The organism is Thermococcus sp. ES12 (assembly GCF_012027515.1).
In the GTDB taxonomy this organism is placed as follows: Archaea; Methanobacteriota_B; Thermococci; order Thermococcales; family Thermococcaceae; genus Thermococcus; species Thermococcus barossii.
Genome location: NZ_SNUP01000001.1, coordinates 315,117 through 335,072, shown reverse-complemented (window position 1 = coordinate 335,072; position 19,956 = coordinate 315,117). Strand labels below are relative to the sequence as shown.

Genomic DNA, 19,956 nt, shown 5'->3' with positions numbered 1-19,956 from the left:
AAACTAACGCCCAAGCTCCTTGTGGGCCTTGGCAAGGTGCTTGGCAGCTATAGCCGCGAGGAGCGAGAGCTCTCCGGCCAAGACGGCGCCGGCTATTATCTCGGCGAACTTCTTGGCGTTAGTTCCCGCTGGTTCTCCGCCGCCGGCAACGCCCATTATGCTCAGCGCCTCCCTCTGGGTCGGAACGCGTGTTCCCCCGCCAACCGTTCCAATCTCAAGGCTCGGCATGGTGATGCTTATGTAAAGGTCCCCCTCGGGCGTTACCTCCGCAAGGGTTATGCCGTGCGAGCCCTCGGTAATCTGCGCCTCGTCTTGGCCTGTGGCGAGGAAGATGGCACCGACTATGTTGGCGAAGTGGGCGTTGAAGCCGTAGGAGCCTGCCTGGGCGGAGCCGACGAGGTTCTTGCGGTAGTTCACCTCGGCAATGAGCTCCGGGGTGGTCTTCAGCTTCTTCTCGACTATCTCGCGCGGGATTACTGCCTCGGCTATCACCGTCTTCCCGCGCCCGTTGATGAAGTTCATTGCGTTGGGCTTCTTGTCCACGCAGAGGTTTCCGGAGAGGGCGAGGTATTTAACATCGGGGAACTCCTCCTCAATGACCTTCATTATCTCCTCGCTGGAGATTGTCACCATGTTCATTCCCATCGCATCGCCCGTTTCAAACTCGAAGCGGAGATAGAGGTTGTTGCCGACTATGAATGGCTTGACGTCGCGCAGCTTCCCGTGGCGGGTAACCTTGCTGACCGCTTTCTCCTGGAGGTAGTCGATGTTGGCCTTGACCCACTCTGCAACTTCCCTGGCTTTTCTCGCGTCCGGGCACTTGAGGAGCGGCGCACGGGTCATCTTATCGTCTATGATGGTCGTCCTAACGCCACCCGCGGCGGTGAGGGCGGAGCATCCGCGGTTCACGCTCGCGACGAGGGCCCCCTCCGTGGTGGCCAGGGGAATGTAGAACTCACCCTTCGCGTATTCCCCGTTGATTTTGAGAGGTCCTGCAACACCCATCGGTATCTGAACGACGCCTATCATGTTCTCGATGTTCTTTCCGATGACCTTCTCGGGGTCTATCGAGTAGTGCCCTATGTTTTCGAGGCTAACGCCGAGCTTCTTCTCCAGGGCTCTTCTCCTCACCTCGGTGGCGAGCCGCTTATCCTTCGTGTATTTCTCAACCTGGTGGAGCTTCACCTCTCCACTGGCTACCTTATCCACAAGCTCTTCCACCTTCATACCAACACCTCCAGAAATCAGCCGAATATCCACTCCTCAAGTATCTCCCCCGTTTCCCTCAAGGCCACGGCAGCGTCGCTCTCGGGAAGATACTTGACTATGGGAATTCCCGCGTTTATGGACTCGGGAACGTTGTAGTCAAAGGGAACCCACCCAATGACTGGAACGTCAAGATCGTTCTCAACGGCCTCAACAATCTTCTCAACGACGTCGGCGGACTCCCTCACCTTGTTCAAGATGACGCCGATGTTGAGGCCGTACCTTTCGCCCAAAACCTTGAGCTTCTCAATCTCGTTCTTCACCATTGTCTCAAAGGAATATATTGGTGAGCGTTCTATCTCAACAACTATAAGCTGGTAGTTGGCGACCTCAAAGGTTGGAAGGGTATCAAAGGGTATTCCCGTCGGGGAGTCAACAAAGACAACCCCAAACTTGTATTTGACCTTTTCGAGTATCTCCACCAACCTCCTCGGCGAGATTCCCAGGACATCTTGGAGCTGGGTACTCCCCGGCATGACGTGAACTCCCGTCTGGGGGTGTTTATATATCGCCCACTCCGGGTCAATATCGGGGTTTCTTAGAAGGGAGTGAAGGGTATACTTGACAGTATCGAGGGAGAAGTGAAAGCCAAGGTTAGGGAGGTACAGATCACCGTCAATAGCCAATACACGATACTCACGCATGGCGAGATAAGTGCTAAGGTTTGCTGTCATCGTGGTCTTTCCAGCGCCCCCTCTCCCCGTGACAACTATCAGTGCCATCTTTAAACCCCCTTCTCCAAGGGGAAAATACTCAAAAGAGGATATAAGGTTTCCGATGGGCATGGAAAACATCTCACCTTCCACCCTTGGCCGCAAAAGGTTTATATCATCCCCCGTTCAGATAGGCATTGTAAGGTTTAGGAGATGATTGCCATGGCTGAGAAGATGCCCGCCATTATGAAGACAAAGCCCGCTTACGGTGCCGAGCTCGTCGAGGTAGAAGTTCCAAAGCCTGGACCGGGCGAGGTTCTCATCAAGGTTCTTGCGACGAGCATATGTGGGACAGACCTCCACATCTACGAGTGGAACGAGTGGGCGCAGAGCAGGATCAAGCCGCCCCAGATAATGGGCCACGAGGTTGCCGGAGAGGTCATCGAGGTCGGCCCAGGTGTTGATACTATTCAGGAGGGCGATTACATAAGCGCCGAAACTCACATCGTCTGCGGTAAGTGCTACGCCTGCAGGCACAACCGCTACCACGTCTGCCAGAACACCAAGATATTCGGCGTTGACATGGACGGTGTTTTCGCGGAGTACGCCATAGTTCCTGCCCAGAACGCCTGGAAGAACCCAAAAGACATGAAGCCCGAGTACGCCACCCTCCAGGAGCCGCTCGGTAATGCGGTTGATACGGTTTTGGCCGGACCGATAGCCGGAAGGAGCACACTAATAACCGGCGCCGGCCCCCTCGGTCTCCTCGGCATTGCGGTTGCCAAGGCCTCCGGCGCTTATCCAGTCATAGTGAGCGAACCCAGCGAGTTCAGGAGGGAGCTGGCGAAGAAGGTCGGTGCCGACTACGTGGTCAACCCCTTCGAGGAGGATCCGGTTAAGTTCGTGATGGACGTGACCGACGGTGCCGGTGTTGAGGTCTTCCTGGAGTTCAGCGGGGCACCGAAGGCCCTTGAACAGGGGCTCAAAGCCACCACCCCTGGTGGAAGGGTCTCGTTGCTCGGTCTCTTCCCGAGGGACGTTACCCTTGACATGAACAACCTGATAATCTTCAAGGCCCTGGAGGTTCACGGCATAACCGGAAGGCACCTCTGGGAGACCTGGTACACGGTTTCAAGCCTCATCCAGAGCGGCAAGCTCAACCTCGACCCGATAATAACGCATAAGTACAGGGGCTTCGATGACTTCGAGGAAGCTTTCGAGCTCATGCGCGCCGGCAAGACTGGAAAGGTCGTGTTCTTCCCTAACAAGGGTTGATCTATTTCCTTTTCTTTCACCGCAATTCTTAAGTAACTCTCCTCAAACTCAACCCAGGGAGGTGGCCCTATGGAACTAAGCTACCAGGAAAAACTCACTCTCATAAGGCTCAGCGAGGTTAAACGGGTCAGATTCGAGGAACTCGTGGAGAAAACCGGCCTTGACCAGGTTGCGGTCATGCGCTCCGTCCTTGGACTCCAGAGCAAGGGGCTGGCGAGGCTCGAAGAGAGGAGCGAAAGGATAGCGAAGCTGACCGAAACCGGAAGGAGATACGTGGAGATAGGCCTTCCCGAGTGGAGGGCGCTGGCCGTTCTGAGGGAGAAGGGAAGAATAACCCTTGACGACCTAAGGGATGTCCTCACCGAGGATGAGCTGAAGCCGATAGTGGGCCTTCTTAGGAAGGAAGGATGGGCATCGGTGAGAAAGGAGAACGGAAAGCTCGTCCTTGAGATCACCGAAAAAGGCTTGAAAGCTGGGGAGAGGCCTATCGACAAGGCTCTTAAGCTCCTCGCCGAGAGAGGAATCGTCCCTCTGAACGAAGTTGAGAAACTGGTTCCTGCCAAGGAACTCAAGAGGAGGAAGATAGCAGAGGAAGACACCACAACCGAGAGGTTCGTGGAGATAACCCCCGAGGGAGAGGAGCTGGTGAGAAAGGGCCTTGAACTTAAAGAGGAAGTCTCAACACTCACCCCGGAGCTGCTAAAGTCCGGCAAGTGGAGGGAAGTCGAGTTCAAGCGATTCAATATTCAAGCCCCTGTCAGAAGATTCTATCCCGGAAAGAAGCAGCCCTACAGGGCTTTTCTTGACAAGCTGAGAAGAAGATTAATCGAGATGGGTTTCATAGAGATGACGGTCGACAGCCTCATCGAGACGCAGTTCTGGAACTTCGATGCGCTCTTCCAGCCCCAGAACCACCCCGCCAGGGACTGGACTGACACGTACCAGCTCAAGTACCCGAAAAGCGGAGGCCTGCCGGGGAGAGATTTGGTCGAAAGGGTAAGGGCTTCCCACGAGCACGGGGGAGACACCGGCTCCAGGGGATGGGGCTACGTCTGGTCGCCAGAGAGGGCGATGCTCCTGATGCCTAGAGCGCATGGAACAGCCCTGGACGCGAGACAGCTGGCAAAGGGCGTTGAGATTCCCGGGAAGTACTTCACAATCCAGCGCGTTTTCCGTCCGGACGTCCTCGACAGGACGCACCTCATAGAGTTCAACCAGATAGACGGCTTCGTCGTCGGCGAGGAGCTGAACTTCAGGCACCTCCTCGGGATCCTCAAGCGCTTTGCGGTGGAGATAGCGGGAGCGAAGAGGGTCAAGTTCCTGCCGGATTACTACCCCTTCACCGAGCCCAGCGTTCAGATGAGCGCCTATCATCCCGAGCTCGGCTGGGTGGAGTTCGGCGGCGCCGGAATTTTCCGCGAGGAGATGACAAAGGCTCTGGGAGTTGACGTTCCGGTCATAGCGTGGGGGATTGGAATAGACAGGCTGGCAATGTTCAAGCTGGGCATAGATGACATTCGCTATCTCTTCAGCTACGATCTGAGGTGGCTCAGGGAGGCCAAGCTGGTGTGGTGAGGTGATAGCATGCCGAAGTTCGACGTGTCAAAGCGGGATTTGGAGAGGCTCATCGGAAAGAGCTTCACCGTCGAGGAATGGGAGGACCTATTCCTCTACGCGAAATGCGAGCTGGACGACGTCTGGGAGGAGGGCGGTGAGGTTTACTTCAAGGCCGACTCAAAGGACACCAACAGGCCCGACCTGTGGAGCGCCGAGGGAATAGCGAGGCAGATACGCTGGGCCATTGGCCTTGAAAAAGGCCTGCCGAGGTATGAGGTCGAGAAGAGCGACGTTACCGTTTACGTTGACGAGAAACTGAAGGACATCCGCCCCTACGGTGTTTACGCCATAGTTGAGGGCCTGCACCTCGACGAGGAGGCGCTGAAGCAGATGATCAACCTCCAGGAGAAGGTCGCCCTCACCTTCGGGAGGAGAAGGAGGGAAGTTGCGATAGGCATCTTCGACTTCGACAAGGTGAAACCGCCGATCTACTACCGCGCGGCAGAGAAGAGCGAGAAGTTCGTCCCCCTCGGCTTTGACGAAGAGCTTACGCTTGAGGAAATCCTCGAAAAGCACGAGAAAGGCAGGGAGTACGGGCATCTGATTAAGGACAAACCCTATTATCCGCTCCTCGTGGACAGCGAAGGAAAAGTCCTCTCGATGCCGCCAATTATTAACTCCGAGGTAACCGGAAGGGTGACGACCGAAACCAGAAACGTATTCGTCGATGTCACCGGGTGGGATTTGAAGAGGATAATGCTGGCTTTAAACGTCGTTGTCACGGCGCTGGCAGAGCGCGGTGGGAAGATAAAGAGCGTGAAGGTGGTCTATCCGGACTTCGAAATCGAGACACCCGACCTGACCCCGAAGTCCTTTGAGGTCGAGCTGGACTACATCAAAAGGCTTACCGGGCTGGAGCTAAGCGACGGAGACGTGAAGAACCTCCTAGAGCGTATGATGTACGATGTCGAGCTGGCTGATGGGAAGGTGAAACTGCTCTACCCGGCATTCCGCGACGACATAATGCACGCTCGCGACGTTCTGGAGGATGTTCTCATAGCCTACGGCTACAACGAGATAGAGCCGGAGGAACCGAAGTTAGCGGTTCAGGGCAGGGGAGACAAGTTTATCGAGTTTGAGGACGCGGTAAGAGAGCTGATGGTTGGCTTCGGCCTGCAGGAGGTCATGACCTTTAACCTGACCAACAGGGAGGCCCAGTATGACAAAATGAACCTGGAATACGGCAGGAACCACTTCAACAATCCGCCCGCGGAGCTGGTTGAGATAGAGAACCCTATAAGCCCCAAGTGGTCCGCCCTGAGGGGATGGCTCATTCCGAGCCTTCTCGACTTCCTGAGCCAGAACACCCACGAGGAGTACCCGCAGAAGATATTCGAGGTAGGAAAGGTCACGCTGATAGACGAGACCAGAGAGACAAAGACCGTGAGCGAGAGCAAGCTGGCCGTTGCCCTGGCCCACCCGCGCGTAACCTTCACCGAGGCCAAGGAGATACTCGAAAGTGCTATGCGGCACCTGGGCTTTGAGTACGAGCTGGAAGAGGTTGAGCACCCGAGCTTCATCCCCGGCAGGGTGGGGAGAATCACTGTGAACGGAGAAGAAATCGGCATCATCGGCGAAATCCACCCCGCAGTCCTAGAAAACTGGGGAATAGAAATGCCTGTGGCGGCCTTTGAGCTGTTTCTACGGCCGCTCTACAGGGAACCCTACCTTTAATCCTCCTTTTTTAATCCCTTCTGAAGCAGTGTGCACATTATTTCAAAGTTCGTGACGTTGGTTAGTATCTCCATGTCAACTATCTCAGCCATAATCTCACCTCCAATTGAGGGTAGGAGACGCCCTTTATCAATCTTTCCAACGGTTCATTGAATCCCATTCAAAATCAGCATTTACATTTGTAAAAGAAGCCGTCGTTCCGTCGGGAAAAGGCATTTATATCCCCCGGCAGATTCTCCAACTATGAGAATGGCCCTGAGGATAGCGTATGACGGGACAGCATTCTACGGATTTCAGAGACAGCCGGACGTTAGAACAGTCGAAGGGGAGCTGATAAAGGTTCTATCAAAGCTTGGAGTGATAGAGAACGCCGAGAGCTCAAACTTCAAGGGAGCCTCCAGAACCGACCGAGGCGTCTCCGCGTTCTTCAACGTTGTGAGCTTCGACGTCTCGGCCAAGCCCCACCTAATCCGCGCCGAGGTTCTCAACCACCATCTCCGTGATGCCTGGGTTCTCGGCGTTGCGGAGGTTCCGGACGACTTCCATCCGCGCTTCTGGGCAAAATCAAAGACCTACCGCTACTATCTGATAGACGAGGGTTTCAGGGAGGAAGCCATGATTGACTGTGCCCGCATATTCACAGGGACACACGATTTCTCCGCCTTTGCTAGGCTGGAACCCGGAAAAGACCCCGTGAGAGAACTGACGCGGGTTGAGATAAACCGGCGTCACGGCTACTACGTTGTAGAGCTTGAGGGCAAAAGTTTCCTGTGGGAAATGGCGAGAAGGATAGTCAACGCAATCCGCCTCTGCGGACTGGGTCTCATGGAGCCGGGGGAAGTTGAGGAGATGCTCGCTGGGAACTACGGAAAAAAGGTGCCTCCGGCGAGGCCTGAGGGCCTAATCCTGTGGAACATAACCTACGAGGGAATAGAGTTCAAAGGGGATGAAAGGGGCCTCAACAAGGCGAAGAGGGATATCTTCGAGCGCTACTCAAGAGCGCTTACGAGAGCGGCCCTTTTTGGGGACGTTCTCATCGAGCTTTGAGGCCATCTCCCTGTCGTAGTACATGCCGTAGTACTGCTTGAGCGCCTTCTGCCTTTCGATGAAGTGTGTGAAGAGCAGGGGGTCATCGTCCTGAACATCAACGATAACCGCCTTCATGCCCCTCTTCGGCCTCAGTGCACGGCCTATCGTCTGAATCGTCATTATGTCGCTCTTCCCGCCGCCGGCCAAGATTATCGCCGAAATCTCTGGTATATCAACGCCCTCCTTCAGGAGGGTGGAAACGAGGACAGGAATCTCGCCCTCTTTAAAAGCCTCCAGTATCTCCCACCTGTTGGGGCTCTGGGAGCTGAGGAACTCAGCCTTTACCCCCTCCCTCTCAAGCATTTCCTTCAGAATCTTGCCGTGTTCTATGCGCTTTACGTCGATGAGGACGCGGTGTCCCCTTTTGGCGAGCTCGACGGCCTTCCTGACTATGGCCCTGTTCCGTTCATCGTTGTTCATTATCATGTCCTCGTACAGCTCCTTGTAACGCTCGCTGAATGACGGCATTGTCGATTCGTAGGTTATTATCTCAAAGCGTGGCTTTGCCAGGAACCTCTCCTTTATCAAATCCTCGGCCTTGACCTCAAATATCGTCGGACCGACGACGGCCTCAATCTTTATCTCCTCACCGCGAACGCGCCTCCATGGAGTTGCGGAGAGGCCGAAGCGATAGACCTGGGGAAGGCTGAGTCCAAGCTGATAGAACTTCTCGGCGGCGGACGTTCTGTGGCACTCGTCGAACATCACTATGGCATAGTCGTTCTGGAGCTTCTCGGCACCCCTCGATAGAAGGGTCTGTATCATGGCAACGGTAACCCCGCGCTCGTCCCACTTGTTGTCCCCAACTATGCCCGGCTCGACGCCGAGAACCTCCCTAACCTTGTCCGCCCACTGGTAAAGGAGTTCCTTTGTGTGGACGACTATCAACGCCGAGAGGTCGAGTTCGTGGATTATCCTAAGACCCACAACGGTTTTACCGCTCCCTACCGGCAGGGAGAGAACGCCCATCTTCTCTCTGAGGGCCTTTTTTATCGCCCTTTCCTGGTACCTGCGCATGACATAGCTCTCGTTCCATGTGGAGTTGAGCTTTATCCCCCTGACCTGCCGCTCGTCCTTAATCCTCACACGATAACCCTTGCAGTTGAGGAACTTCTTAACCCGCGGAAGAACCCCCACTGGGAAAGTTCTCTCGTAGGGGTCGTAGAGGCTCTCCGGCTTCTCCCATTTCCCGAAGTCCTTTTTGTAGCTCAGAAGCTCGTATATCTTGAAGTAAATCTGGGGGTCAGCCTTCTCGATTTTCACCAATGCCGAACCGTCCGGGATGCGAAGGACTACCATAGGCATGGCCAATCATCGGGAGTTTGGAAAAAGGCTTTATAGACCTTTTGGAACACCCATCTAAGGTGGTAGAATGCTGAGGGAAATCATCGAACGTTTTGAGGATACAGTCATCGTGGAAGAGCCCGTGAGCAAAGAACTCGGGATAACCAAGTATCTGCTGAAATACCGCGACAGGCCGGTTCTCTTCGGGGACGTGGACGGCTGGACCGTTGCGGGCAACATATGGAGCACGCGGGAAAGGATAGCAGGCTACCTGGGAATCGAGAAGGAAAAGCTCATCCATTTCATAGCCGATGCCATGGAAAACCCCGCACCATACAGGAACGCTGAGGACGCGCCATTCATGGCAAATTCAACCGCTGACTTCTCGCTCGGGGAATTACCCATCCCGAAGTACTACCCGAAGGATGGCGGCCAGTACTTTACCTCTGCGATGGTCATAGCGAGGGACGAGAACGGCTTCACCAATATGTCCTTCCACAGGATGATGGTCAGGGACGAGAAAACCGCCGCAATCAGGCTCGTTCCCAGGCACCTCTACGCGATGTGGAGGGACAAAGCGGAGCACGGAGAGGAGCTTGAGGTGAGGATAGTCGTCGGGAACCCGGTTCATCTCCTCCTTGCAGGAGCCACGAGCGTAGCCTACGGCGTCAGCGAGCTTGAGATAGCGTCAAAGCTGAGCGAGCTCGCCTTTGGAAGGCCCATCGATGTCGTCGAACTCGGTGGAATCCCTGTTCCGGTCGAGAGCGAGTTCGTCTTCGAGGCGAGGATAACCCCCGAGCTGGTCGATGAAGGCCCTTTCGTGGACATAACCGGCACGTACGACTACGTCAGGAAGCAGCCGCTGGTGGTCTTCGAGAAGATGTACCACGTCGATGAACCGGTCTTCCACGCCCTCCTTCCCGGTGGCTACGAGCACTACATGCTGATGGGCCTGCCGAAGGAGCCACAGATTTACGCCAGCGTCAAGAGGGTCGTCCCCAAGGTTCACGGGGTAAGGCTCACGGAGGGCGGGGCGATGTGGCTTCACGCCGTTGTCAGCATAACCAAACAGCACGACGGCGACGGGAAGAACGCAATTTTAGCCGCTTTCGCCGGCCACCCGAGCCTGAAGCACGTGGTAGTTGTCGATGAAGACGTTAACATATACGACGACAGAGAGGTGGAGTGGGCGATAGCGACGCGCTTCCAGGCGGACAGGGACCTTGTGATAGTCCCAAACGCGAGGGGAAGCTCCCTCGATCCCTCCGCGGAGAAGAGCCTCACCGCGAAGTGGGGCATCGATGCCACCAAGCCACTTGACAGGAAGGAGGAGTTCGAGAGGGCCAGCCTCTAGCCCTCACTCCACCATTTTGAGGAATATTTCTTCGAGGCTTGGTTCTTTCACCTGCATGGTGAGTATTTTTGCGCCCCGATTCGCCACAAAGTCGTGAACCTGCTCCCTGACATCTTCTTCAGCCACTATCCGGTATTTTCTCTCGCCCAGCGGTGTAACCCTCCACTCAGACGAGCTCCAGTCCACGGGAACGTTGGTTTCTATGAGAATTGTGTAGCCGGCCTTCCTCAGGAACTCCCGCTTGATGTTCTCCAGACTGTCCTCGACGCGGAGCCTGCCCTTCACTATTACCCCAACCGTGTCGCAGACCTCCTCCACGTGCGCCAGTATATGACTGGAGAAGAACACAGTTTTTCCAGCCCTCTTCTGCTCCCTGATGATGTCTTTGAACTCGGCTATGCCGGTAGGGTCAAGACCCGTCATCGGCTCGTCGAGGATAAGAAGCTCCGGGTCGTTGATGAGCGCCTGAGCTAAAAGGAGCCTCTGCCGCATGCCCTTCGAGAACTTGCCGACCTTCCTGTTTCTCTCATCCCAAAGGTTGACCAGTTCAAGGAGTTCCCTTATCCGTTTCTCCCGCTCTGCCTTTGGGACTCCAAAGGCGTCGGCGATGATGTCAAGGGTCTGGACAGGGGTGAGAAAATCCCAGAGGGTGGCGTGTTCGGGCATGTAGCCTATTCTCTTCTTTGCCTCAACGAGCTGGTTCTCGTCGAATCTTCCGTCGGCAAAAACCTCGAAGTCAAAGAGCTGAATCTTCCCCTCCTGGGGGAATATGAGGCCCAGCGTGCTGAGTATTGTCGTGCTCTTTCCGGCACCGTTGGGGCCGAGGAAACCGTAAACTTGACCCGGCTTCACCTCAAGGTTAAGCCCATCGAGGGCGCGAACGTCCTTGTAAACCTTGATGAGATTTTCAATCCTTATCATTGACATCACCTCAGGTCCATGCGGAGGAAGCGGTGAAAGGCGAGGGCCAGGTAGAGGAAGGTGAGACCCACGAGTATCCCGAGGTTAGTGAGATTCTCCCGTATCGCACCACCGATTCCAATGTACTCCACCTGCGGATTGTTCACACCACCGGTAACTTTGGTGGCGTCGCTCACGATGACGTCTATCTGGGTTGTCGGGACATAGAAGAGATACTTGGTCTGATATTCCTTGCTCTTTTCCCGATAGGCCTCCCAGTCGGGGTGCTCGCTTATTATCGTGTCCTTAGCCGCCATGAACTGGACTATGGCCGGCATTATCATAAAGAAGACGAACATCACCACGAGGGCCACTCCGAGCGCCGTGCTGGAGGACTTCACGGTGGTGGAGATTATGTAGCCGAGGGCTATCAGCTGCACCATGGCGAGGAGCAGGAGGGCGTTGAGGAGGAGCGAATCCGTGACGAGCTGGCCGCCGAGGGGGGCGCCCAGCCAGACAAGCCCCGCTATTCCCACGAGGGTCGTGAGGAGGAGTGCCATTAACACGACCACCGTGTGAGCGAGGAACTTGCCGCCGATATAGCTCAACCTCGTTATCGGCTTGCTCATGGCAACGCGGAGCGTTCCCTTCTCTATCTCGCTGTTTATTGCCGTGGCACCCATCAGAAGGGCAAGGATTGCAATGAAAAATCCGCCGAGCCCGTTGATGTTGCTGATGAGGATGGAGATCGCCTGCTGGACTGTCTCGATGTCCATGCCGCTGGACTTCTGCAAGTAAAGGCTCGGCACGTAGAGGAGCATCATCACACCGAGTATTACCCACAGTTTCTTAGTTCGAAGGCTCTGTTTAAACTCAAGCTGAAATCCCCAAAGCATACCAATACCCCCTATTGTGATGTCGGAGTGAATTCCCTCACTCGATTACAACTAACCCGAGGAGTATAAAAATTTTGCCTGTCGAGTTGAAGCCATGAAGTCCATATCGGGTTGCCAGTTGGGATCCTATTTCGAGTTATAAGGTCCCCAAGCATACCCTTCATCCCGATGCATCGAACTTCGAGGTATTATTGGCGTCGGAGTATTTAAGCCTTTGGGCTGAACCGGCGGAAATTTAGAGGTTCGCGAGTCTTAGAACCTCTTTCCATTTCGTGCAGTACTTTTTCAGCCGCGTGAGAACCTCATCATGTCCCCCCAGAACCGGCCAGAGTATTGAATCGATGTGCAGCGGTGGAATACCGGTTTCCTCCGCGATTCTCCTCCAGAAGCTCACCGGGGGCTCATTCGTGAAGCGCTTCGTGTAGGCGTTTATCCTCACGTCGTCGGGTATCTCGATGCCCATTGGATAGGGCACGAACTCCTCAAAAACAATTCTGCCGGCGTAGCCGAACATCTTGACAGCAAAGACCACCGTTTTGGCACTTTTCCTTGAGCCAAGCGTTTTCGCGAGCTCGTCGCGCAGGAGTTCCATCCCGTTGAAATAGTAGTCCCTAAGGTCTTCCAGGGAGAGGGAATCAAGGAAGGGCTCAAGCCTCTCCAGCCGCCTGAGCTTTCCCGCTGTTAGCCTTCTGTTCGTCTTTGAATTTGGCAGGAAGGCGGAATAGGCCCTGAATACACTCCCCCCCGGTGGCTTCTCGGAGAAATAACGGGAGAACTCCCACCACCATGCCTCTCCCTTCGCGCTCAGCTGGTAGCTGACGATGGAGTTCGCAATGACGAGCTTGATGAAGAGCTCATCGTTTTTCAGGTTCCCGTGGAGGTTTCTCAGCGCATCGAACTGGAGGTCAACCCGCTCCTCGATGGTTCTGGCGCAGTCGAGGCCAAGTTCGCTTAGAATCTCCCTGAGGGCCTCCACCTTTTCCTCGTCGGCCCTGTACCTCACCCTGATGAACCTGTCGAGGGTCACGTTAACCACCCACGGACCTTATCAACCTTTCGAGGAACGCGCTCTCCCCGATTATCTCCGCGCCGGTGTTGTTCGGAAGGCCGAGCTCGACCTTCGCCTTTATCCCGTGCTCCCTGAGGTAGTCCCGGGCCTCGGCGCTGAGCCTCCCGAAGTCACTCCGAAGTATCAGCCCGTAAACCGTTGGCCCCCAGGAGCTCTGGCCGTGGCCGTAGGTTTTCTCCGCCAGAAAGTCGAGTACCAGCTTAACGTCCTCCCTGAACTCCCCGCCCTGGTACGGTTCGAAGTGCTTTCCCACGAGCCGCTGTATCGCGGAGAGGTGTTCGCCGAAGGTTTTTACGTCCCTCTCCTTCAAAGCGGGCAGGAGGCCAAGGAGGATCCTGTGGCTTATCTCCATCGCCACATCTGCCCTTCCGGTAACGCTCGCCATCACGGGCTTTTCCTCCTCCTCGTCGAGACCCGGCTTGAGTTCGGGAATGACCAGCAGAAAGGCCCACTCCTCCGGAAAGTTCTCCCGGAATATGAGGGGGGGAAGGCCGTTCCTGACGCCGCCGTCTATGACAAACCCGCCGTAGGCAAAGGAATACACCCCGGCCCCGCCGTTCCTTCCCCTGCCGAGAACCCTTGCAAGCTCTTCAATCGAAACTTTCAGATTTCTGAGCTTCGCTATTCCAGCAGCGACCGCCAGGCTCAGCTGGGTCGTGGAGCCAAGGCCGACGTGTCTTGGGATAGCCCTCCTGACCTCAACGATGTAGTTAACCCCCGTCTCGTAGGCGGAGTTCATCCTCCTTACCACCGCCTCCACAGTGTCCCGGTCCTCCCCCTCGGCGATTATCTCCAGACCATCGCTCTCGATGAGCTTGATCTCGTAGCCGCCTTCGAGGGCGACGCCAAGGCTCCCAAAGCGCCTCCCCAATGTGGCCGACGGGTCTATGAGGCCGAGGTGTAGTCTCCTCGGAGTGCGGATTATCATGAACATCACCAGATCTGGAATGGTGAAAGCCCTTTTATATCCAGCGGCCATTCTATCATGGAGGTGAAACCATGAAGTTCGCGGGGGTTAAGCTGGACGAACCAAGGATAATGGGCGTCATCAACGTTTCACCGGAGAGTTTCTACAAGGGGAGCGTCAGAAACGACGAGGAAAGGCTTATCGAAACCGCGGTGAAGATGGTTGAAGAGGGTGCTTCCTTCATTGACATCGGGGCAAAGTCCACGGCGCCATATCTTGAAACTCAGATACCGATAGAGGAGGAGATTAGAAGGGCAGTTTGGGCGATTAAAGCCATACGCGACCACGTTGATGTCCCGATAAGCATAGATACGACGAGCGCGAGGGTCGCAGAGGAGGCTCTCAAAGCCGGGGCGGACATCATAAACGACGTCACCGGGTTCAAGGGCGACCCTGGAATGGCAGAGGTGGCGAAAGAGTACGGGGCTCCAGCAATTCTCTGTGCCCACGGGGAGGTCAGAAACCTCAGCGACCCGGTTCACACGGTCATGGACTTCCTGCAGGAGAGCCTCGTCATAGCTGAGAAGCACGGAATTGAGGATATCGCCATAGACCCCGCGATAGGCTTCCTCCGCCCGGAGTGGCCGCCGTGGTACGAGTGGGACTCAAAGGTAATAGCCAACCTGGAGGCCCTCAAAATCTTCGGAAGGCCGATTCTCGTTGGAGTGTCGAGAAAGTCCTTCATCGGAGCGATAACGGGCAGAAAAGACCCGGCTGAGAGGCTCCCGGGAAGCCTATCGGCAACCGCCGTAGCAGTCCTCAAGGGGGCACATATCGTCAGAACTCACGACGTCAAGGAGACCCTCGACGCGGTTAAAGTTGCCGCCTTCATCCGGCGCTTTTCACCTTGACTTCCTTCCATTCTTCGACGAGCGTCGCCAGCAATGAGAGTGCCACCGGACCGATTATTATCCCCACGAAGCCGAAGGCCAGGTAGCCGCCAAAGATTCCAACGAGCGAGATGAGAGCGTTGACGCCCCTTTCCCTGGTTCCGAGTCTGGGCCTCAGGAGTATGTCTGGTAGAGGTGATATGAAGACGATTCCGTAGAGGGCGAACACTACGGCACCGACAACGTTACCGCTGTTGAGCATGTAGATCGCCCCGGCAAGCCAGACAACCCAGCCCCCAAAAACCGGAAGGAGCTCGAAGATAACCGTGAATATTCCCGCGGCTATGGCTCCTCCGGGTTTGGCGAGTTCGAAGAGGATGAACCCACCGGCGGTGAAGACGCCCTTGAGGATGCTGATAGCCAGCCAGCCGCGGAGGAGGTTGTGGAGCGTCTCACCTGCCCTTTCAAGAAGCTTTATCGCGAGCTCCCTGTTCTCGGGCGGCAGGAGAGAATATACCTCCCTCCTGATGGCCCTGGCGTTTATGAGCATGCCGTAGAATGCGAAGACCATGACTATGGCCTGAAGGGAGAGCTTGGGAAGGGAGTACGTGTAGCCGAGAACGTACTCCTCAAAGCGCTTTGGTATATCCTCTGCGAGCTTCTGAAGGAGTTCGTAGACAGCGGAGGGGAGATTCCAGGTGAGGAGCCACTCAAAGAAGGCGTTGATGTAGTGCGCGAGCGAGCTTTTTACGTCGTTTATCCAGAGGGCGAAGCCGATTATGAAGAGGAAGGTGATGACAGTTAGCATGGCCGTCATGGTGAATGCCGAGACCCTGTTGCCGGTTTTCTTTGCCAGCCTCTCGTGCAGGGGGTAGAGTATGTACGCCAGCGTCACCGCGAGGATTATCGGAGAAAGGATCGGACTAACCGTCTCCCATACGAGGTAAAGAACTATGAGCGAAACCGCTATCCAAATCCCAGCTTCAAGCTCCATCCAGCATCCCCAGGTATCTCAGTACCAGCTCCCTTGCGCTCGGCTTGCTGAAGACTATGAGGGTTTTGGTACCCTCGTCAAGGATGAAGTTCTTCCCAAGGGCTAATAAACCTTTCTTGAGCCTGTGGATTTCTGCCTTCTCAAAGTCTATGCCCTCCCTGACCTCTTTGGGCGCGCCCGTCTCCTCCAGGACCTTTTCCAGCCTGTCAAGAACGCTCCGGTTGATGAACTTAACCGGGTTCGGCCTGAAATCGCTGGCGGTTATCTCCGAGGCGTCCATGTAGATTCCCCAGAACTCCTTGGCGCACTCGAATGGGTAGACGTAGTCCTCGCCGTAGTCCGGCAGGTACAGCTCCCTGATGATGGCAAGGAGAAGCCTCCTGGCATCGCTTCCATAGAACTCAACCCTGAGCTTGAACTTTCCGTCCTCAAAGCCGTTCTCAAACACCTCAAGCTTCTCCTCGCAGAGCATGCCCCTCACCCCGTTTTTATGTACGCGCTAACGTATCTCGGATCCAGAAGGAGGGCCGTGCTGCCGAATATTCCAAAGTCCGAGGGGGTTGAACCCTTGTAAATGACTATCCTCGGATTGGAAACGTTGAGCATGTCCTCAAGCACGCTGACCGCGTAGTCCAGGTCGCCGGTCTCGTCCACCAGACTCCCCGTAACGTTCATGGCGAACCACGTCCTGCCCGTGGCGTATTCCCTCGTCTCGTTGAGGCCCATATTCCGGCCGCTGCTCACAGCCTGAAGGAATCCCTGGAAGTACGTATCAACTATCTCCGTTATCATGGCCTTTTCTTCGTCCGTTAGACCGCGCCATTCGGCGCCCATGTCCTTGTACGGGCCGGTCTTGAAGACCTCGACCTTTATCCCGTTCGTTTCGTAGTTCTGCTGGAGGTTGTAGTGGACGTAGATAACGCCGATACTCCCAACCTCCGCTAGAGGGTCGGCTATTATCTCCTCCGCACCGACGGCTATGTAGTACCCTCCTGAGGCCGCTATGCCACCCGTGTATGCAACCACGGGCTTAACCAGGTTGAGCTTCCGGACGGTGGAGTATATCTCCCTGACGGGCCCAACGTAGCCGCCGGGGCTCTCTATCCACAGAACAACGCCCGCAATGGAGTCATTCTTGGCGATTTCCCTCAGTGTTGGAATCACGCTGAGGGCAGTGTAGTCGTCTATGAGGCCGAAGATTGGCACCACCGCTATCGTTGCGTTGCCCTCCGGCATGTTCTGTTCCCGGAGCTGGGCCTTCAGGAAGTCAACCTGCCGCTGAAGTTCGTCTATCTGGAGCATGTACGCTGTGGTGTTGCATGTAACGTTGGGGCCCTGAACCAGAACGGTGGTCGTGACGTTGGATGGATGATAACCCTTCAGTTCCGAGTTCTGCATGTATAGCAGAAGAACCGCCACACTAGAGGCCGCGAGAAGGAGTACCAGAACCGCAGCAATGTACTTCCAGATGTTTTCCCTCATTCGCTCACCCACTTATATCTCCAGCCCAAACTTTTAAACCCTGTCCCTCGGTAAGCTTTTATATCCAGCGCTCAACTCTCTCCTTAGGTGATAGCATGGAGATAGGCGTAACGATTTACCCGCACTTCGTCACCAAGGACAAGACCCTCGCCTCGGTTCTGGCCGACGTCAAGATAAAGAACTACGACTTCGTCTCGATATTCCCCCACACCCTGGGGCTGATAATGAACGGCGTCGTCATTGAAAAGAAGCTCAAAAACATAGAAACGACCCTCCGCGGTGTGGGCATTGACTACCTGGTCAGGATGCCCACTTCCGTTAATCTGCGGGACCACATCTACTACACGAGACACTTCCGCGTCGCGAGGGCCATGGCGGACGTGGCGATAAAGCTCGGTGCCAAGGTAATCGTCATGCAGAGCGGTAGAACCGGAAGGCTTGACCTTGAGATAGAGGCCATACAGCAGCTCGCCGATATGGTCGGGCCATTTGGCATAAAGATAGCCCTTGAGAACACCTTCAGTGTCAAGGACACGCTCTACGTGGTTGATAACGTGGACAGGGAAAACGTTGGTTTCGCCCTCGACGTGGCCCACGCCTTTCTCAGCGCCCAGGGCGACGCGGACAAGTTGCTGGAGGACGTCAAGCTCGGAACCGACAAGACGGTAATCCTGATGATACACGACAACTTCGGCAAGCTCTTCCCGCAGGTCGAACCCGAGGATGCCCTCGCCTACGGCGTCGGCGACCTTCACCTTCTCCCCGGGGAGGGCAGCATACCCTTTGGAAAGGTGCTCAAGCTCTTCGGCGAGGTACCGCTCCTGCTCAAGGTCAAAGACCCAGAGAAGTTCGCAAAGGTCCCTACAAAGCAGGGGTTAATAGAGTTGCTGACCAGCCTATAGTCCCAGCCTCTCCCCTATCACTTTGAAGACTTCAGCGAAGGCCCTTCCTATTGCCTCTTTTCTCCTTGAGAAGTGTGTAACGTCCCCTGTGAAGTTCTCCTTCAAAATCTCGACGGCTTCCTCAACGGTTATCCTGCCCTCCAGCCAGGCGTAGGCGAAAATCGCCTCCGCTATGTCGCCCCTGCCGTGCTTGTCGGTTCTCGGCGGGACAAGGTGTCTCAGCCCGGAAAGTTCGAGCGCTATACTCAGCGACGCGTTGGGAACCCTCTCCCCTGTGGGCTTCCCCAGGTACTCACTCAAAGCGAGTGAGAATACGAAGTTGATAAGTGAATCCCCGAACTTTGAAAGCCCTTTGTCCGTGAAGTTTCTCTCGTACCTCAAGCTCTCACCCGAACCCTCTCCGCCAGCCAGGATTTAAGGTTTTTGAGGTACGGAATCGTGGCGGTGAGTATCACCGCGTAGAGAAGGAGGGTGAGTCCGATGCTGTAGGCAACGTACGGCCCATCGGTGAAAACCCTGAACGTCAGCGAGTCAACGATGTGAACGAGCGTCCAGTTTGGGTTCTCCATATGAACATGAAACCAGAATGAGGAGGGCTGCATTACCGGCCAGATTCCCGCGTACACCGCGGTAAACAGCGAGAGGATCGTAATCACACCATCCTCAAGTGCGGCCAGCAGTATCATGAACGCCACCAGGGGAACGAGGTACTGCGGATTGACGCGCCAGTAGGTTGAGACGAAGACGGCGTAGGCGAGGGCGGCTGAGATGGCGGGGTTTCTGTTGAAAGAGTGTCTTATGAAAACCAGGGCGAGGAGCAGAAGGGATGGAACGTACCAGTGCTGGAGAACCGGGAGGGTATCGCTTCCTTTTGTCAGGTGAATGTAAGTCGCGAGGCTCGAAACCCCGTTCATGCTGTAGGAGAGCGGGAGGGTGTATGAGACGTTCAGTCCCTTCATCAAACCGGGTAGCGCCCCCAGGCTCGACGGACAGAGGAGTATCATGGGCAGAAAGGGAAGAAGGCCGCCGAGCAGAAAGAATGCAATACGCGGGGCGGCCTTTCTTCCCCTCAGCACGGCATCCCACAGCGAGAGAACTGCCGGGAATACGAGCGTCTGTTTAACCGCCAGGGAAAATCCGTAGAGGGCGTAGGAAACGCGAGTCCTGCGCGAGAGGTACAGGCCGAGGAGGAAGAAAGCGAGTGCAAGCCCATCGAACATGCCGTAAACGGCGGAAACGTGTATCGTGATTGGATTGAGGTAGTAGAGGGCAACACCGAGGATTGCGAGCTTCTGGCTTCTCTCCCGCAGGAGGAGGTACAGAAGAACCGCCACGAGGGTGTCTGCGAGTAGGAAAACCAGCTTGACCGAAAACGCCCAGGTTGGGTCAACGTAAACGTGGTAGCTTCCACCGCTCCAGAAAGCCCTGACGGAGCCATTCACAGCGTACCTAAGGAGGGCAAGGATGTAAGCCATGACCGGACCGTAGACGTAGGGCCAGGGGTACGGCCAGCCCTTGTCCCAGAAGCCGATGGCATCCGCGTAGGAGTAGAAGCACGCCTTCTTTTCGAGCATTGTCCCAGCGAAACCGTAGAACTGGGCGAGGTCGCTGCCAGCCGAATACGGTGCAAGTGCTAGCCTTATTGATAGGCCGGCCAGAATTATGACCCCCAGCACGTAACCCGAACGCTCCAATTATTCCACC

19 protein-coding genes are annotated in these 19,956 nt (G+C 55.6%); 7 read left to right on the top strand and 12 right to left on the bottom strand.

All coding sequences use genetic code 11. The features are described 5' to 3' along the window. Positions 1-3: 3 nt before the first annotated feature. Positions 4-1,227: a hydroxymethylglutaryl-CoA reductase (NADPH) gene (hmgA, locus tag E3E37_RS01805; protein WP_167714532.1), complete on the bottom strand. Its 1,224-nt coding sequence runs from the start codon at positions 1,225-1,227 to the stop codon at positions 4-6. 17 nt (positions 1,228-1,244) lie between these two features. Continuing rightward, positions 1,245-1,988 (bottom strand): MinD/ParA family protein, encoded by a 744-nt coding sequence (locus E3E37_RS01800; protein WP_088865757.1) that lies wholly within the window; start codon positions 1,986-1,988, stop codon positions 1,245-1,247. Positions 1,989-2,141: 153 nt separating this feature from the next. Between E3E37_RS01800 and tdh the strand changes: the two genes are divergently transcribed. The 4 genes from tdh (at position 2,142) to truA (ending at position 7,532) form a co-directional block, all read left to right on the top strand. Further along, positions 2,142-3,194 carry an L-threonine 3-dehydrogenase gene (gene tdh, locus E3E37_RS01795; protein WP_167715262.1) on the top strand — a complete coding sequence of 351 codons (1,053 nt, stop codon included), beginning with the start codon at positions 2,142-2,144 and terminating at the stop codon, positions 3,192-3,194. Positions 3,195-3,263: 69 nt separating this feature from the next. Then, entirely contained in the window at positions 3,264-4,769 is a 1,506-nt protein-coding gene (locus E3E37_RS01790) for a phenylalanine--tRNA ligase subunit alpha (protein WP_088864347.1), read from the top strand. Between the two features lie 9 nt (positions 4,770-4,778). Beyond that, entirely contained in the window at positions 4,779-6,485 is a 1,707-nt protein-coding gene (gene pheT / locus E3E37_RS01785; protein ID WP_167714531.1) for a phenylalanine--tRNA ligase subunit beta, read from the top strand. Positions 6,486-6,728: 243 nt separating this feature from the next. After that, positions 6,729-7,532, top strand: coding sequence for a tRNA pseudouridine(38-40) synthase TruA (gene truA / locus E3E37_RS01780; RefSeq protein ID WP_167714530.1), 804 nt, complete (start codon positions 6,729-6,731; stop codon positions 7,530-7,532). On the opposite strand, the gene E3E37_RS01775 is transcribed toward truA, so the two are convergent. Beyond that, positions 7,479-8,873: a DEAD/DEAH box helicase gene (locus E3E37_RS01775; RefSeq protein ID WP_167715260.1), complete on the bottom strand. Its 1,395-nt coding sequence runs from the start codon at positions 8,871-8,873 to the stop codon at positions 7,479-7,481. The genes truA and E3E37_RS01775 overlap by 54 nt on opposite strands. A gap of 73 nt (positions 8,874-8,946) precedes the next feature. Here E3E37_RS01775 and E3E37_RS01770 point away from each other — a divergent pair, with 73 nt between their 5' ends. Beyond that, on the top strand, positions 8,947-10,212 hold the full coding sequence (locus E3E37_RS01770; RefSeq protein WP_167714529.1) for a UbiD family decarboxylase: 1,266 nt from the start codon (positions 8,947-8,949) through the stop codon (positions 10,210-10,212). Positions 10,213-10,215: 3 nt separating this feature from the next. Here the strand turns inward: E3E37_RS01770 and E3E37_RS01765 are convergent, their stop codons facing one another. From E3E37_RS01765 to E3E37_RS01750, 4 genes are all read right to left on the bottom strand, one after another. Then, positions 10,216-11,133 carry an ABC transporter ATP-binding protein gene (locus E3E37_RS01765; RefSeq protein WP_167715258.1) on the bottom strand — a complete coding sequence of 306 codons (918 nt, stop codon included), beginning with the start codon at positions 11,131-11,133 and terminating at the stop codon, positions 10,216-10,218. A 5-nt stretch (positions 11,134-11,138) separates the two neighbouring features. Next, positions 11,139-12,008: an ABC transporter permease subunit gene (locus tag E3E37_RS01760; RefSeq protein ID WP_167714528.1), complete on the bottom strand. Its 870-nt coding sequence runs from the start codon at positions 12,006-12,008 to the stop codon at positions 11,139-11,141. 235 nt (positions 12,009-12,243) lie between these two features. Beyond that, the gene (locus tag E3E37_RS01755; protein WP_167715256.1) at positions 12,244-13,035 is read right to left on the bottom strand and encodes an N-glycosylase/DNA lyase; all 792 of its coding nucleotides are present in this window, start codon (positions 13,033-13,035) and stop codon (positions 12,244-12,246) included. Between the two features lies 1 nt (position 13,036). Next, a complete protein-coding gene (locus E3E37_RS01750; RefSeq protein ID WP_167715254.1) occupies positions 13,037-14,005 on the bottom strand; it encodes a beta-ribofuranosylaminobenzene 5'-phosphate synthase family protein in 969 nt (322 codons plus the stop codon). 71 nt (positions 14,006-14,076) lie between these two features. Between E3E37_RS01750 and folP the strand changes: the two genes are divergently transcribed. Continuing rightward, positions 14,077-14,895, top strand: coding sequence for a dihydropteroate synthase (gene folP, locus E3E37_RS01745; protein ID WP_167714527.1), 819 nt, complete (start codon positions 14,077-14,079; stop codon positions 14,893-14,895). Here folP and E3E37_RS01740 read toward each other — a convergent pair. From E3E37_RS01740 to sppA, 3 genes are read right to left on the bottom strand one after another with little or no spacing between them, the layout of a single operon-like run. Further along, positions 14,873-15,868, bottom strand: a complete 996-nt coding sequence (locus tag E3E37_RS01740; protein ID WP_167714526.1) for an AI-2E family transporter — start codon at positions 15,866-15,868, stop codon at positions 14,873-14,875. The genes folP and E3E37_RS01740 overlap by 23 nt on opposite strands. Then, positions 15,858-16,340, bottom strand: coding sequence for a PH1570 family protein (locus E3E37_RS01735; protein WP_167714525.1), 483 nt, complete (start codon positions 16,338-16,340; stop codon positions 15,858-15,860). The genes E3E37_RS01740 and E3E37_RS01735 overlap by 11 nt, the downstream gene beginning before the upstream one ends. Before the next feature lie 5 nt (positions 16,341-16,345). Then, a complete protein-coding gene (gene sppA, locus E3E37_RS01730) occupies positions 16,346-17,350 on the bottom strand; it encodes a signal peptide peptidase SppA (RefSeq protein ID WP_167714524.1) in 1,005 nt (334 codons plus the stop codon). Between the two features lie 95 nt (positions 17,351-17,445). Between sppA and E3E37_RS01725 the strand changes: the two genes are divergently transcribed. Beyond that, positions 17,446-18,252: a sugar phosphate isomerase/epimerase gene (locus tag E3E37_RS01725; protein ID WP_088864335.1), complete on the top strand. Its 807-nt coding sequence runs from the start codon at positions 17,446-17,448 to the stop codon at positions 18,250-18,252. Here E3E37_RS01725 and E3E37_RS01720 read toward each other — a convergent pair. Both E3E37_RS01720 and E3E37_RS01715 read right to left on the bottom strand, forming a co-directional pair. Beyond that, positions 18,247-18,633, bottom strand: a complete 387-nt coding sequence (locus tag E3E37_RS01720) for a ribonuclease III family protein (RefSeq protein WP_167714523.1) — start codon at positions 18,631-18,633, stop codon at positions 18,247-18,249. The genes E3E37_RS01725 and E3E37_RS01720 overlap by 6 nt on opposite strands. Then, positions 18,630-19,946: a hypothetical protein gene (locus E3E37_RS01715; protein WP_167714522.1), complete on the bottom strand. Its 1,317-nt coding sequence runs from the start codon at positions 19,944-19,946 to the stop codon at positions 18,630-18,632. The genes E3E37_RS01720 and E3E37_RS01715 overlap by 4 nt, the downstream gene beginning before the upstream one ends. Between the last annotated feature and the right edge of the window lie 10 nt (positions 19,947-19,956).

What these genes read in the sequence shown, in the direction of transcription:
- hmgA (WP_167714532.1), bottom strand. Translation starts at nt 1,227, where the DNA reads ATGAAGGTGGAAGAGCTTGTGGATAAGGTAGCCAGTGGAGAGGTGAAG.
- E3E37_RS01800 (WP_088865757.1), bottom strand. Translation starts at nt 1,988, where the DNA reads ATGGCACTGATAGTTGTCACGGGGAGAGGGGGCGCTGGAAAGACCACG.
- tdh (WP_167715262.1), top strand. Translation starts at nt 2,142, where the DNA reads ATGGCTGAGAAGATGCCCGCCATTATGAAGACAAAGCCCGCTTACGGT.
- E3E37_RS01790 (WP_088864347.1), top strand. Translation starts at nt 3,264, where the DNA reads ATGGAACTAAGCTACCAGGAAAAACTCACTCTCATAAGGCTCAGCGAG.
- pheT (WP_167714531.1), top strand. Translation starts at nt 4,779, where the DNA reads ATGCCGAAGTTCGACGTGTCAAAGCGGGATTTGGAGAGGCTCATCGGA.
- truA (WP_167714530.1), top strand. Translation starts at nt 6,729, where the DNA reads ATGAGAATGGCCCTGAGGATAGCGTATGACGGGACAGCATTCTACGGA.
- E3E37_RS01775 (WP_167715260.1), bottom strand. Translation starts at nt 8,873, where the DNA reads ATGGTAGTCCTTCGCATCCCGGACGGTTCGGCATTGGTGAAAATCGAG.
- E3E37_RS01770 (WP_167714529.1), top strand. Translation starts at nt 8,947, where the DNA reads ATGCTGAGGGAAATCATCGAACGTTTTGAGGATACAGTCATCGTGGAA.
- E3E37_RS01765 (WP_167715258.1), bottom strand. Translation starts at nt 11,133, where the DNA reads ATGATAAGGATTGAAAATCTCATCAAGGTTTACAAGGACGTTCGCGCC.
- E3E37_RS01760 (WP_167714528.1), bottom strand. Translation starts at nt 12,008, where the DNA reads ATGCTTTGGGGATTTCAGCTTGAGTTTAAACAGAGCCTTCGAACTAAG.
- E3E37_RS01750 (WP_167715254.1), bottom strand. Translation starts at nt 14,005, where the DNA reads ATGATAATCCGCACTCCGAGGAGACTACACCTCGGCCTCATAGACCCG.
- folP (WP_167714527.1), top strand. Translation starts at nt 14,077, where the DNA reads ATGAAGTTCGCGGGGGTTAAGCTGGACGAACCAAGGATAATGGGCGTC.
- E3E37_RS01740 (WP_167714526.1), bottom strand. Translation starts at nt 15,868, where the DNA reads ATGGAGCTTGAAGCTGGGATTTGGATAGCGGTTTCGCTCATAGTTCTT.
- E3E37_RS01735 (WP_167714525.1), bottom strand. Translation starts at nt 16,340, where the DNA reads ATGCTCTGCGAGGAGAAGCTTGAGGTGTTTGAGAACGGCTTTGAGGAC.
- sppA (WP_167714524.1), bottom strand. Translation starts at nt 17,350, where the DNA reads ATGAGGGAAAACATCTGGAAGTACATTGCTGCGGTTCTGGTACTCCTT.
- E3E37_RS01725 (WP_088864335.1), top strand. Translation starts at nt 17,446, where the DNA reads ATGGAGATAGGCGTAACGATTTACCCGCACTTCGTCACCAAGGACAAG.